Source organism: Collimonas fungivorans Ter331 (assembly GCF_000221045.1).
In the GTDB taxonomy this organism is placed as follows: Bacteria; Pseudomonadota; Gammaproteobacteria; order Burkholderiales; family Burkholderiaceae_D; genus Collimonas; species Collimonas fungivorans_A.
In genome coordinates this window covers 2,577,033-2,591,212 of the sequence record NC_015856.1, presented here as the reverse complement: position 1 = coordinate 2,591,212, position 14,180 = coordinate 2,577,033, and the positions used below count along the sequence as shown (strand labels likewise).

Sequence of the window (14,180 nt, the reverse complement as noted above, 5' to 3'; positions counted from 1 at the left end):
TGCCGCGCCACTACGACTGGACACGCCCATGAAATTCAAGTTTGCCGATCCTCAGCTCAATTTCCTGGTGGGCATCAATGCGCTCATCCTGCTGACCGCGACGGTCCTCTCGCACGGCGGTTTCATCGATATCTACAATTTCCAGTCGATGGCCAGCCAGCTGCCTGAACTGGGCTTGCTGGCGATCGGCGTCGCGCTGGCGATGATTTCCGGCAACGGCGGCATCGACCTGTCCGGCGTCGGCCTCGCCAACCTGGCGGGAGTGGTCGCCGCCAGCGTGGTGCCGCAGCTGGTGGTTGCCGATACCTCGCCGTGGCTGTACACCGGGTCGTTCGTGCTGGTGGCGCTGGGCGTGGGACTGGCCGGCGGATTCCTGAACGGATGGCTGATTGCCCGCGTCGGCCTGACGCCGATCCTGTGCACGCTGGGCAGCCAGCTGATTTTTACCGGCCTGGCGGTGGTGCTGACCAACGGCTCCAGCTTGCGCATCAGCAGCGTCGATCCGATGTCCGCCATCGGCAACGAAATGCTGTTCGGAGTGCCGATTCCCTTCGTCATTTTCATGCTACTGCTGGTCGGCATCGGCTGGCTGCTACGCTACAGCCCGTTCGGCATCCGCCTGTTCCTGCTCGGCACCAATGCCAAAGCGGCGCGCTACGCCGGCATCCCCGGCGAGCGGATGCTGATCGCCACCTACACGCTGTGCGGCCTGCTGGCCGGGGTGGCGGGAGTGATCATTGCGGCGCGCACCGCCAGCGTCAAGGCCGATTACGGCAGCTCCTACCTGCTGATCGCGATCCTGATCGCAGTGATGGCGGGAGTGCGGCCGCAGGGCGGATACGGGCGCATGGTCTGCCTGTTTTTCTCGGCCATGGCGCTGCAGCTGCTGTCCAGCACCTTCAACCTGCTGGATATCTCGAATTTTTTCCGCGACTGCGCATGGGGGCTGCTGTTGCTGTGCTTCCTGGCGTCCGCCCGTATCAACCTGAAGGATTTCCATCCGTTTTCATCGCGCAACAGCGCACCGTTGAACCAGTCCCCTCCTGGAAAAACGCCGAACCTTTAGAGGGGTAGGAGACATCATGCTAAAAAAAACTACATGCGCTGCGCTGGTCCTGGGCGCCTTGGCCTCGCTGGCCTATACCGGCGCAATCCAGGCAGAAAACAAACCGATTGACGTCGTCACCGTGGTCAAGATCACCGGCATCAGCTGGTTCAACCGGATGGAAGTCGGGGTCAAGGAGTTCGGCGCCGGCAATCCCGGCGTCACTACCCGGCAGATCGGTCCGGCACAGTCCGACGCCGCCCAGCAGCAACGCCTGGTGGAAGACCTGGTCGCCAAGAAGGTGGACGCCATCGCCGTGGTGTCGATGGATCCGCCGACGCTGGAGCCGGTGCTCAAGCGCGCCATGGAACGCGGCATCAAGGTGGTGACGCATGAAGCCGATAATCAAAAGAACACCATGGTCGACATCGAAGCCTTCGACAATACCGCCTACGGTGCGCGGCTTAACGACCGGCTCGCCGCCTGCATGGGACAAAAGGGCAAATGGTCGTCGCTGGTCGGTTCGCTGGGCAGCCAGTCGCAAGTGCAATGGGCCGACGGCGGCGCTTCCAACGCCGCCAAGAAATATCCTGGCATGACCCTGGTCGACGCCAAGAACGAGTCTGCCAACGATGCCGAGAAAGCTTATTCCAAGGCCAAGGAAATCCTGCGCAAGCATCCCGATATCAAGGGTTTCCAGGGCTCTTCGTCGCTCGACGTGCTGGGCATCGGGCGAGCGGTGGAAGAGGCCGGCCTGCAAGGCAAGATCTGCGTCTACGGCACCGGCTTGCCTAGCGAGGCCGCCAAGTTCCTGGAATCCGGCGCGGTCGGCGGGATTGCCTTCTGGGATCCGAAAGACGCCGGCATCATGATGAACAAGGCGGCGGTGATGCTGGTCCAGGGCAAGAAGATCACCGACGGCATGGACATGGGTGTGTCCGGCTACAACAAGGTGGCGGTGAAAAAGGGCCCGGGCGCCGGCGTGATCGTCACCGGCCAGGCATGGGTCGAAGTCGACAAGAGCAATTACAAGAAGTACGCGTTCTAGTATCTGTTCCGGGCCGGACCGCATGGGCCGGCCCCGAAAGCAGCAATGACTATCGCAGAAAGAAGCTATCCATGACCAGTACCATGCTCAGCCAAGACGGCGCGGCCTCCAACGACCGCCAGCGCGTATTCCTGGAAGTGCAGGATGTGCACAAGCGCTTTGCCGGCGTGCACGCCTTGCGCGGCATCGACCTCACTATCGAGGCCGGAGAAATCTACCACCTGCTGGGAGAGAACGGCTGCGGCAAGAGCACCTTGATCAAGATCATTTCCGGCGCCCAGGCCCCGAGCCAGGGCCGCCTGCTGATCAACGGCGTATCGCACGCCTCGCTGTCGCCGCTGCAAGCACTGACGCTAGGCATTGAAACGGTGTACCAGGACCTGTCGCTGCTGCCCAACATGAGCGTGGCGGAAAATGTGGCGCTGAGCGAACAGCTGGTCAACGGCAACGGCAAGCTGGTGCGGCGTTTCGATCGGCGCGCGGTCGAGGCCACCGCCATGCGGGCGCTGGCGACAGTGAACTTGCCGACCGACGCCGCCTTCCTCGCCACCCGCGCCGACGAACTGCCGATCGCCACCAGGCAGCTGCTGGCGATTGCCAGGGCTATCGCCACTCGCGCGCAGATGGTCATCATGGATGAGCCGACCACCTCGCTGACGCAGAAGGAAGTGGACAACCTGGTGGCGGTGATCGAGGGCTTGCGCGCCCAGGGCGTGGCGGTGCTGTTCGTGAGCCACAAGCTGGATGAATGTTTTGCCATCGGCGGCCAGGCCATCGTGTTTCGCGACGGCGCCAAGGTGGTGCAGGGACCGATCGCGGGTTTCACCAAGGCGCAGCTGGCGCACTGGATGACCGGCAAGCAGCTGGACGGCGCCCGCTACCGCAATCGCTCGTACGGCAACGGCGAATTGCTGGAGGTGCAAGGGCTGGGCCGCAAAGATTATTTCAGGGATGTCGACTTCGTGCTGCACAAGGGAGAAATCCTCGGCATCACGGGCCTGCTCGACTCCGGCCGCAACGAACTCGCGCTGGCGCTGGCAGGCGTGCAGGCAGCAGACCGGGGACGCATCGCGCTGGAAGGCGGCGAGGTGGTTCTGCGCACGCCCGGCGACGCCATCCGCCACAATATCGGTTATGTGCCGGAAGACCGCCTCAGCGAAGGCCTGTTCCTCGACAAATCGATCCGCGACAACATCATCACCACCGTACTGAACAGCCTGCGCGGCCGCTGCGGCGCACTCGACGCGCGCCGCAGCCAGCAACTGGCGGAAGACACCGTGGCCAGCCTGCAGATCGCCACGCCGGATGTGGACCGGCCGGTGCAGTCGCTGTCGGGCGGCAACCAGCAGAGAGTCCTGATCGGCCGCTGGCTCGCCATCCGGCCGCGGGTGCTGATCCTGCACGGGCCTACCGTCGGCGTCGACGTCGGCTCCAAGGACATCATCTACAAGATCGTGCAGCGCCTGGCGGAAGAGGGTCTGGGCGTGATCCTGGTCAGCGACGACCTGCCGGAGCTGCTGCAGAACTGCGACCGCATCCTGATGATGCGCAAGGGACGCATCGCCCACAATTTCGACGTCGAAGGGCTGACCGAAAGCGAGCTGTACCGCACCCTGGTCTCCGACAGCATTCCTAAGGCAACTGCATGAACACTACTATATTGTCCACCAACGCTGCCACGGCCGCGAGCCCGGCCAGGCGCAAGTTTCTGCTGCGCAGCTGGCTTACCCGCCATCCTTCCGCATTCACGCTGCTGCTGATCGTCCTGGTCTGCATCGCCATCGGCGCGCTCAACCCGGGTTTCTTCCAGCTGGCGATGCTGTTCGACATCGTTCGCGCCTGCACCGTGCTGGGCTTGTTTTCCCTGGGCGTGATGATCGTACTGGCGGCCGGCGGCATCGACGTTTCGTTTGCGGCGATCGCCGCCTTGACGATGTACAGCATCACCAAGGTCGTGCTGGTTTATTTCCCGGACGCGAGCATGGCGCTGATACTGACCAGCGGCGCTGTCGGCGGCACGGCACTGGGCGTGCTCAACGGCCTGCTGGTGGACTGGCTCAAGGCGCCGTCGCTGATCGTGACGATAGGCACGCAATACCTGTACCGCGGGCTGTTGCTGACCTTTGTCGGCACCGTGTTCTTCATGAACATCCCGCATTCGATGGACGCGTTCGGCAAGCTGGCGCTGTGGCGCCACGATACTGCCGAAGGATTGCATGCCGTGCTGCCGGCCACGGTGCTGGTGCTGGTCGCCGCGGGCTTGCTGACCTGGTGGCTGCTCAACCGTACGCTGATGGGACGGGCGGTGTATGCCATCGGCGGCAGCCTGGCGATTGCCGAGCGGCTCGGCTACAACCTGCGCACCGTGCACCTGTTTGTCTTCGGCTACGCCGGCTTCCTGTCGGGCCTGGCCGGCATCGTGCACGTATCGAGCACGCGCCTGGCCAATCCCTTTGACCTGGTGGGCAGCGAACTGGACGTGATCGCCGCCGTGATCCTGGGCGGAGCCCGCATCACCGGCGGCAGCGGCACCGTGGTCGGCACCTTGCTGGGCGTGGTGCTGGTTACCCTGATCAATAATGTGCTGATCCTGGCCGGCGTGCCGAGCACCTGGCAAAAGGTGATTGTCGGCGCGTTCATCGTCTTGGCCGGCACGGTATTCGCCAGCAAGCGTGTCGACTGAACCAGCGGCAAACTCGCAACCCCGGCGGCGCATCCGTCTATCCTCTTGCATAAAGTCCCGTGCCTGATCGCTGAGCACGGGACGCTTGCATCCGGCTTCGTCTGCCCGGAAAAATCCTGTCAACTCCGACAGTAGATAGTCCAAATAAACTCCACTAAGCTTGTTTTTCCCAAGGCAGTCCACGGCGCATATGGCCCTGTCGTCATGTCAATTTGCTCATCCATATTGACTTTACTGTCATGGAATTCAATTAAAAAACAATTAATTCGTTATATTTATCCGATATTTTTAGGTAAATTTAAAATAATTGTTTTATTTGAGTATTTTTTGAAACTTTAGCGATGGCCATATCTCCAAGGAAAGCTTTCCGAGATGAAAGGGTTGTGTCCCGCGAAGCGCGGCTATGCCTAATTTTTTCCGAAGCGCTGCTGCGCCGTGCTATCGCGCAGTGCTATCGATTAATCAAAAGGATGGACTACTCCATGACAGCGCATTGCATCAAAAACTTCATTGCCGGGACCGCACCTTTCCTACGCCGTGGCTGCAGCGCGACGCCGCTGCGGCCGCACGATCAATCCTGCCGCCATGCAGGCGCGGCTGACGTATGCCTGAGGTAAGCGTTGAAGGCCAGCTACCCTCGTCGAACGAAGAAGTAAGGAAGCAGTTCCGCCAAGCCGCATCGCCGGCAGTCGCCCGGCTGACATTCGGGCTGCTGTGGCTGAGCGAAACCGCGTTCGATCTCGGCAGCACCTTGGTGAGCTTCGCCGTCGGCGTCTGGATTTTTTCCCATACGGGTTCGGCCCAGGATTACTCCTTGTCGGTGCTGGCGGCGGCGCTGGCGTCGATGCTGGTGACGCCCGTGGCAGGCGCGCTGGCGGACCGTTACGACCGGCGCTGGGTAGTGCTCGGCTGCGATGTTGCCGCCATCCTCTGTACGGCTGCGGTGCTGCTGTCGCTGCTGGCGGACCGCATGAGCGTCACTGCCTTTTATCTGTATGCAGCTGCCGCGGCAGCGATCGGCGCCTTGCGGCGGCCGGCGATCCGGGTTGCGGTCAGCAATTTCATTCCCAAGGACAGGTTTGCCCAGGTCGGCGGACTGACCGGCATTTCGCGATCCATCGTGCAGGTCGGGGCGCCGGCTGCGTCCGGTTTCCTGATGGCGTATTTCGGCTTGCAGGCAGTGATGGCGGTGCAGTTCTGCCTGCTGGCGGCGGGCGCGCTGCTGGTGTTCGGCGCGCTGACCAGGGCCGGCGGCGCGGCGCGCGGCGGCTCTGCCTCTGCCGCACTGGCGCAGGGTTCGTTCTGGACCAGCGCCAGGACCAGTTTTTCCGGTGCATTGGGTTATCTGAAAGAACAGCCTCTGATGCGCAGCCTGCTGCTGTACGGCGCGCTGGTGCAATGCCTGATGGTGCTGGCGACCACCATGCTGACGCCGATGGTGCTGTCGACCCATGCCACCGAAGCGCTCGGCACGGTGATGTCGGTCGGCATCGTCGGCGGCCTGGCCGGGTCGATGCTGGTGGCGAGCTCAGTCATCAAGCGCGACCTGATGCTGTGGATATTGGTCTGCGATGCGGTCCAGTCTGCAGCGGTCCTCGGCGCCGGCCTGTCGACTTCGGTTGCGGTCTGGTGCGCATGCGCATTCGCCTGCCTGTTTTGCGGCAGCACTTCGGTCGCCTGCTCATACGCGCTATGGATGCGCAAGGCGCCGCTGGCCCATCAGGGCAGCGTCTTTGCGCTGCTGGCGGCGTCCAACATGCTGGTCATGTGCCTGGTGCTGCTGGCCGGCGGCTACCTGGCCGACGCGGTGCTGGAACCGGCGTTTGCCGCCGGCGGCGCCTTGAGCGCCTCGATCGGCGGCTGGTTCGGCAGCGGCAAGGGACGCGGCATCGGTTTCCTGTTTTTCCTGTGCGGTCTCTGCGGCCTGGCGCTGACCTTGCTGGCCCTCGCCAGCAGCCGCTTGCGGCGGCTCGATGTGCTGGTGCCAGAGCGAGCAGAGGATTGAGCCTATGCCGGTTCCTTGCATGCGCCGCTGCCGCGCTTCCCTTCCTTGAGCTGTCAACCGCGAGCCCATCCCATGAGCAACGATGTCCTTTACCCTTTGAGTTCAACCCAGCAAGCGGTGTGGCTGGACCAGCTCCTGGCGCCGGACCTGCCTTGCTATAACATCGGCACCGCGGTCCAGGTGGATGGCTTGCACGATGTCGATCGTTTCGAAGCGGCGGTCCGGCACGTAGCCGAAACAAACGAAGCCTTGCGCATCATGCTGGAACAGGACCAGGGCGGCTGCATGCAGCGCTTTGCAGCAGATGGCCGGCCGTCGTTGCAGCGCTTCGATTTCTCTGCGCACGATGACCCGCAGGGACAGGCCTGGTCGCATATCAGGAAAATATTCGGCACGCCTTTCGAACTGTATGGCGGCCGGCTCTGGACCATGCAGTGGCTGCAGGCGGGACCAGAGCGCGCCTATTGGCTGTTATGTTTCCATCACCTGGTGGCGGACGGCATGTCGATCTCGCTGGTCGGCAGCGCCGTGGTAGAAGCCTACAACCGCCTGCGGCGCGGCGAACCGCTGACCGTGGGCGGCGCGGCGGCTTCGTATGGCGATTTCCTGGCGAAGGACAGCGAATACCTGTCGTCCCTGCGTTTCGCCAAGGATCGCGAGTTCTGGCTGGGGCGGTTCGCCAGCTTGCCTGAGCCGTTGTTCGAAGCAGCCTCAGGGCGCAGAGGACGTTCCGGCCGCCTGTTCGGACAAGTCGTGTGGCAGCTCGAGCGGCAAGCGTTTTCGCGCCTGAACCAGGCGGCGGCCGCGCAGGGTGGTTCGAGCACGCATTTCCTGCTGGCGGCGCTGGCGGTCTATTTTTGGCGCTTCTTCAACCGCCGCGACGAGGTTGTCATCGGCATGCCGGTGCATAACCGCACCGGCCCGCTGCAGCGGCGCACGATAGGCATGTTTTCCTCTGCTATCCCGGTCGGCATCGCGGTCGATCCCGCTCAGTCGTTCGCGAGCCTGCTGCAAGAGGTCGCTGCCGAGCTGAAGCGCTGCTATCGGCACAAGCGTTTTCCGCTGGCAGAAATCCATCGCCATCTGCTGGCCGGCGCTAGCGACCGCCGCGGCTTGTTTGACATATCTCTCTCCGTCGAAGGATTCCAGGGCGACCTCGCGTTCGAAGACGAAGTCCGTACGGCGGTATTTCCCTTGCATAACGGTTACGAGCGGCAGCCGCTTGCCATCTATGTCCGGGATTACGAGCAGGACAAGCCTGTCCACATCGAGTTCAATTTCGACCCGGACGTGCTGGCGCCGGAAGACGTGCGCAACCACGTCAAACGCATCGAGCGGCTGGTGCTGGCCGCCATCGACACCCCCGGCATGAAAGTGTCCGACCTGCCTTTGCTGGATGAGGCCGAACGCAGCCGGCTGCTGCATGTCTTCAACCAGCCGCAGCTGGCAACTGCTACGAACACGCTGATCCATGAATTGTTCGAGCAGCAGGTGTTGCGTGATCCTGACGCCACTGCCGTGGAATACGACGGCCGGCAGCTGAACTACCAGGAACTCAATCGGCGCGCCAACCAGCTGGCCCATCACCTGCGCGGCCTCGGCCTGCGGCCCGACGACCTGGTGGCGATCTGCATGGAGCGTGGCCTGGAAATGGTAGTGGCGATCCTGGCCACGCTGAAAGCCGGCGCTGCTTATGTACCGCTGGATCCGGTGTATCCGCCGGAACGCCTGGCGCACATGCTGCAGGACAGCGCGCCGCTGGCCTTGCTGACCCAAGCCAGCCTGACCGGCCAGATCGAAGCGCCGCAGGATTGCCCGCTGCTGGTGATGGACGCCGTGCCGTGGGCGCAATCGGCCTGGGCCAATGCATCAAGCGGCAATCCCGATGCCTGCCTGGACGCCTCGCACCTGGCTTACGTCATTTATACCTCCGGTTCTACCGGCGCGCCCAAGGGTGTCATGGTTGAGCACCGCAATGTCACGCGCTTGTTTACCGCTACCAAGGATTGCTTCCATTTCGATCATAACGATGTCTGGACCTTGTTCCATTCGTTTTCCTTTGATTTTTCGGTCTGGGAATTGTGGGGCGCCTTGATCCACGGCGGCAAGCTGGTGATCGTATCGCAGGCCGCCAGCCGCTCGCCGCAGGAGTTCCACCGGCTGGTATGCAAACATGGGGTCACGGTGCTGAACCAGACGCCCAGCGCGTTCCGCCAGTTCATCGCGGCCGACCAGGATGCCGGCGCCAGGCACAAGCTCCGTTACGTGATTTTCGGCGGCGAAGCGCTGGAACTCGCCAGCCTGAAACCCTGGTATGCGTCGGCGCGCAACCATGGCGCGCGCCTGGTCAATATGTACGGCATCACCGAAACCACGGTGCACGTGACCTGCCGGCTGCTGGTCCCGGCCGATGCGGAGCGGGCGGGACCCAGTCCGATCGGAGTGCGCATTCCCGACCTGAGCCTGTATGTGCTGGATCCGCAGGGCAGGCCGGCGCCGGTCGGCATGACGGGAGAAATATATGTCGGCGGCGTCGGCGTGGCGCGCGGCTACCTGAGGCGGCCCGAGCTCACGGCCGAACGCTTCCTCCAGGATCCTTTCAGCGCAACGGCCGGCGCCAGGATGTATCGCAGCGGCGACCTGGGACGTTACCTGCATGACGGCAGCCTCGAATACCTGGGGCGCAACGATAGCCAGGTGAAAATCCGCGGCTTCCGCATCGAACTCGGTGAGATCGAAGCGCAGCTGGCGCGGGTGGCCGGCGTGCGTGAAGCAGTGGTAGTAGTGCGTGAAGACCAGGCCGGAGACAAACGGCTGGTGGCTTACCTGCTGGCGCAAGCAGGCATTTCGCTGACGGAGCCGGCCGCGTTGCGTGCGCAGCTCAAGGAGCAGCTGCCCGAGTACATGGTGCCGGCGGCTTACGTATCGCTGGCAGCTTTGCCGCTGACGCCCAACGGCAAGCTCGACCGCAAGGCGCTGCCGACGCCGGAAGGAGATGCCCTCATCCAGCGCACCTATGAGGCGCCGCAAGGCGAGATCGAACAGGCGCTGGCGCAGATGTGGTCGGGATTGCTCGGGGTCGACAGCATCGGCCGTCGTGATCACTTCTTTGAACTGGGCGGACATTCGATACTGGCGGTGCAGTTACTGGAGCGCATGCAGCGCAAGGGATATTTCTCGGACATCCGCAGCTTTTTCGCCGAACCGACCCTGGCCGCGCTGGCTGCGACCGTTGCGCTGGCCCGCCAAGCGGACCGGCAGCAGCCGGTGGCGCCGCCCAACGGCATTCCCCACGACTGCGACGCCATCACGCCCGAAATGCTGCCGCTGGTACGGTTAAGCGCCGAGCAGATCGCCGTGGTCGCCGACGTCGTCTCCGGCGGCATGCGCAATATCCAGGATATTTACCCGCTGGCGCCGCTGCAGGAAGGCATCCTGTTTCACCACATGCTGCAGACCGATGGCGATGCTTATGTGTTGCCGGCCTTGCTGCGCTTCGACAGCAAGGACCGGCTCGATCGTTTTACAGATGCGCTCAATGCCGTCATCGCGCGCCATGACATCCTGCGCACGGCGGTGCTATGGGAAGGACTGGACCAGCCGCTGCAAGTGGTCTGGCGTCATGCCGCGCTGGTGGTCCAGGTGCTGCCGCTCGAGGCGGAGCAGGGCGACATCCAGTCCCAGCTGCAGCAACACGCCGATGCCCGCCGTTTCCGGCTCGATGTGCGCAGCGCGCCCATGCTGCGCGGTTTTGCCGCCCACGATGCCGCCGGCCAGCGCTGGCTGCTGCAACTTCTGCACCATCACCTGACACTGGATCACACTACAACCGAGCTGATCCTGCAGGAAGTGGTGATGGTCTTGCAGAACCGCCAGGCTGAACTTCCTGCGCCCGTGCCGTTCCGCAATTTTGTGGCGCAGGCGAGGCTGGGCGTGAGCCAAGCCGAGCACGAGGATTTTTTCCAGCAGATGCTGGCGGATGTCGATGAACCGACAGCGCCGTTCGGCTTGCTGGATGTGCAGGGCGACGGTACGCAAGTCGCACAAGCCAGGCTGGCGTTGCCGTCCGAACTGGCGGCGCGGCTGCGGCGGCAGGCAAAAACGCGCGGCCTGAGCGCGGCCAGCCTGTTCCACCTGGCCTGGGCGCAGCTGCTGGCCAAGTGCACAGGCCGCGACGACGTGGTGTTCGGCACGGTGCTGTTCGGCCGCATGCAGGGTGGCGCGGGCGCGGACCGCGCCATGGGCATGTTCATCAATACCTTGCCGCTACGAGTGCAATTGGGAGAACGAGGGGTCGAGGCAGGTTTGCAACAAGTGCATGCGGCGTTGACCGGCCTGCTGCACCACGAACATGCTTCACTGGCGCTGGCCCAGCGCTGCAGCAGCCTGCCGGCCGATATTCCCTTGTTCTCGGCGCTGCTGAACTACCGGCATAGCCAGGCGCAAGGCCTTGAACGGATGGAAATCGCGGAAGGCATGGAATACCTCGGAGGGCGTGACCTTACCAGTTATCCCTTCAGTCTCTATGTCGACGATCTTGGCGTGGACTTTGTACTGACCGCGGAGATACACAAGTCGGTATCGGCGCAACGCACAGCGCTGTTCATGCAACAGACGCTGGAACAACTGGCGTTTGCCCTGGAACAGGCGCCGCAGACGCCGCTGTACGCCATCGGCGTGATGCCGGCGGCGGAACGTGACCTCGTCCTGCATGGTTTCAACGATACCCGCCACATTTACGCCTTGCCGGCGCTGGTGCACGAGGGATTCGAACAGCAGGCAGCCGCGCATCCGGAACGGATCGCGCTGGAACTGGATGGCGAACAGCTGACTTACCGCGCGCTCAATGAACAAGCCAACCGGTTGGCGCGGCATCTGCGGGGACTTGGCGTCGGTCCAGATGCGCACGTGGCGATCTGTGTTGAGCGCAGCCTGGCGATGGTGGTGGCGATCGTGGCGACGCTCAAGGCTGGCGGCGCTTACGTGCCGCTGGATCCGAGTTACCCGGATGAGCGCCTGGCGCAGATGCTGCAGGATAGCGAGCCGGTAGTGGTGCTGACGCAGAAGTCGCTGCTTTATCGGATGCCAGCAACGGCAATCGCGTTGGATGAGGAGGAGTGGCCAAATACCTCGGTTACCAACCTGCACCCGGAGGAACTGGGGTTGCAGCCCGATCATCTTGCTTACGTGATTTACACCTCGGGTTCCACCGGTGTACCGAAAGGCGTGGCCATGCCACATGGCGCCCTGGTGAATCTGCTGGGCTGGCAGCGCAGCGTGCTGCCGGAGCCGGCCCGGACCCTGCAGTTCGCGGCGCTCGGTTTCGATGTGGCGTTCCAGGAAATCTTCTCGACCCTGACCAGTGGCGGCACGCTGGTGCTGCTGCACGAGGCGCTGCGGCAAGACCTGCCGGCGCTGGCCGACTGGCTCGGCGCGGAGTCGATCGAACGGATGTTCCTGCCCTACATTGCGCTCAATAATCTCAGTGAATTGTGGTCGCAGCGCGCCGAACCGTTGCCGATGCTGCAAGACCTGATCACGGCAGGTGAACAGTTGCGGATCACGCCAGCGATCCGGCGCATGTTTACAAGGCACGGACAAGCCAGGCTGCACAACCACTATGGACCCACCGAGAGCCACGTGGTCAGCGCACATATTCTGGAAGGACCGGCTGAGGCGTGGGAAGACCTGCCGCCGATCGGACGTCCTATCGGCAACACCCGGATTTACCTGCTCGATGCCCGTCGTCAGCCGGTGCCGCTGGGTCTCGCGGGTGAAATATATATCGGCGGCGTGCAGGTGGCCCGGGGTTATCTGCAGCGGCCTGAACTGACGGCGGAACGATTCATTGACAATCCATTCGTTGCGGGAGAGCGGTTGTACAAGACTGGCGACCTGGGCCGCTGGCACGAAGACGGATCGATTGAGTACCTTGGCCGCAACGATTTCCAGGTCAAGATACGCGGTTTCCGTATTGAACTCGGTGAGATCGAAGCGAGATTGTCGCGCATCGAAGGTATACGCGAAACAGTGGTGATTGCACGGGAAGACAGTCCAGGCGACAAGCGCCTGGTGGCCTACATGGTGGCTGAGCCGGGTGCATTGCCTCCTGATCCGGCCGAGCTGCACGAGCAACTCAAGGCGCAACTACCTGAATACATGGTCCCGGCAGCGTACGTGATACTGGGATCCTTGCCGCTGACACCCAATGGTAAACTCGATCGCAAGGCGCTGCCGGCGCCGGAAGGAGGCGTCTTCATCCAGCGCGCCTACGAGGCGCCGCAGGGCGAGATTGAACAGGTGCTGGCGCAGATCTGGTCGGCACTGCTCGGCGTCGAACGTATCGGCCGTCGCGATCATTTCTTCGAACTGGGTGGACATTCGTTGCTGGCCATCCGGCTTGTCGAGCAACTGCGCCGACGCGAATGGTTCATCGATATCCGTTCCTTGTTCGCCCAGCCTCAATTGTCATCCTTGGCGACAGCCATCCAACAGACCGCCAGCCTGGGCAAACGCGACGTCGTGCCGCCTGCCAATGGCATCCCGCAAGACGCCGCGGCCATCACGCCAGCCATGCTGCCGCTGGCCGCATTGAATGAAATGCATATCGCACGGATTGTGCAGGCGACGCCGGGCGGCGTCGCCAATATCCAGGACATCTATCCGCTGGCGCCGCTGCAGGAAGGCATCCTGTTTCACCATCTGCTGCAAACCGAGGGCGACGCCTATGTCCTGCCGACCTTGCTGGGTTTCGACAGCAAGGACCGGCTCGATCGTTTTACGGCCGCACTCAACACGGTTATCTCACGCCATGACATCCTGCGCACTGCGGTGTTCTGGGAAGGATTGGACGAACCGGTGCAAGTAGTCTGGCGCCATGCCGCGCTGGTGGTCCAGGTGCTGCCGCTCGAAGCGGAGCAGGGCGACATCCAGTCCCAGCTGCAGCAACACGCCGATGCCGGCCGTTTCCGGCTCGATGTGCGCAGTGCGCCCATGCTGCAGGGTTTTGCCGTCCACGATGCGGCCCGTCGGCGCTGGCTGCTGCAGCTGCGGTATCACCACCTGGTGATGGACCACACTACATTGGAGCTGCTGCTGCAAGAGGTCGCGTTAATACAGCAGGGACGGCAGGCCGAGCTTCCTACGCCTGTGCCGTTCCGCAATTTTGTGGCACAAGCAAGGCTGGGCGTGAGCGAAGCCGAGCACGAGGATTTCTTCCGGCAGATGCTGGCGGATGTCGATGAACCGACAGCGCCGTTCGGTTTGCTGGATGTGCAGGGGGACGGTTCCCAGATTGCACAGGCCAGACTGATCCTGCCTTTCGAGCTGGCGCTGCGGCTGCGGCGGCAGGCTAAAACGCGGGGATTCAGCGCGGCCAGCCTGTTCCACCTGGCCTGGG

Annotated in this window: 6 protein-coding genes (1 of these 6 only partly in view); all 6 read left to right on the top strand. The window is 63.0% G+C overall.

The features are described 5' to 3' along the window. Positions 1–28: 28 nt before the first annotated feature. On the top strand, positions 29–1,066 hold the full coding sequence (locus tag CFU_RS11310; RefSeq protein ID WP_014006172.1) for an ABC transporter permease: 1,038 nt from the start codon (positions 29–31) through the stop codon (positions 1,064–1,066). A gap of 16 nt (positions 1,067–1,082) precedes the next feature. Next, a complete protein-coding gene (locus CFU_RS11305) occupies positions 1,083–2,093 on the top strand; it encodes a substrate-binding domain-containing protein (RefSeq protein ID WP_014006171.1) in 1,011 nt (336 codons plus the stop codon). 71 nt (positions 2,094–2,164) lie between these two features. Continuing rightward, positions 2,165–3,742 (top strand): sugar ABC transporter ATP-binding protein, encoded by a 1,578-nt coding sequence (locus CFU_RS11300; protein ID WP_081466456.1) that lies wholly within the window; start codon positions 2,165–2,167, stop codon positions 3,740–3,742. Beyond that, on the top strand, positions 3,739–4,776 hold the full coding sequence (locus CFU_RS11295) for an ABC transporter permease (RefSeq protein ID WP_014006169.1): 1,038 nt from the start codon (positions 3,739–3,741) through the stop codon (positions 4,774–4,776). The genes CFU_RS11300 and CFU_RS11295 overlap by 4 nt, the downstream gene beginning before the upstream one ends. A gap of 604 nt (positions 4,777–5,380) precedes the next feature. Further along, the gene (locus CFU_RS11290) at positions 5,381–6,781 is read left to right on the top strand and encodes an MFS transporter (RefSeq protein WP_014006168.1); all 1,401 of its coding nucleotides are present in this window, start codon (positions 5,381–5,383) and stop codon (positions 6,779–6,781) included. A gap of 72 nt (positions 6,782–6,853) precedes the next feature. Continuing rightward, positions 6,854–14,180: the beginning of a non-ribosomal peptide synthetase gene (locus CFU_RS11285; protein ID WP_050808561.1), read on the top strand. Its footprint extends 8,744 nt past the window's final position; the window shows 7,327 of its 16,071 coding nt (coding positions 1–7,327); its start codon is at positions 6,854–6,856; its stop codon lies off the right edge, out of view.

Bases quoted from the DNA above. Each gene is read 5' to 3' on its own strand.
- CFU_RS11300 (WP_081466456.1), top strand. From the start codon at position 2,165: ATGACCAGTACCATGCTCAGCCAAGACGGCGCGGCCTCCAACGACCGC.
- CFU_RS11305 (WP_014006171.1), top strand. From the start codon at position 1,083: ATGCTAAAAAAAACTACATGCGCTGCGCTGGTCCTGGGCGCCTTGGCC.
- CFU_RS11310 (WP_014006172.1), top strand. From the start codon at position 29: ATGAAATTCAAGTTTGCCGATCCTCAGCTCAATTTCCTGGTGGGCATC.
- CFU_RS11295 (WP_014006169.1), top strand. From the start codon at position 3,739: ATGAACACTACTATATTGTCCACCAACGCTGCCACGGCCGCGAGCCCG.
- CFU_RS11290 (WP_014006168.1), top strand. From the start codon at position 5,381: ATGCCTGAGGTAAGCGTTGAAGGCCAGCTACCCTCGTCGAACGAAGAA.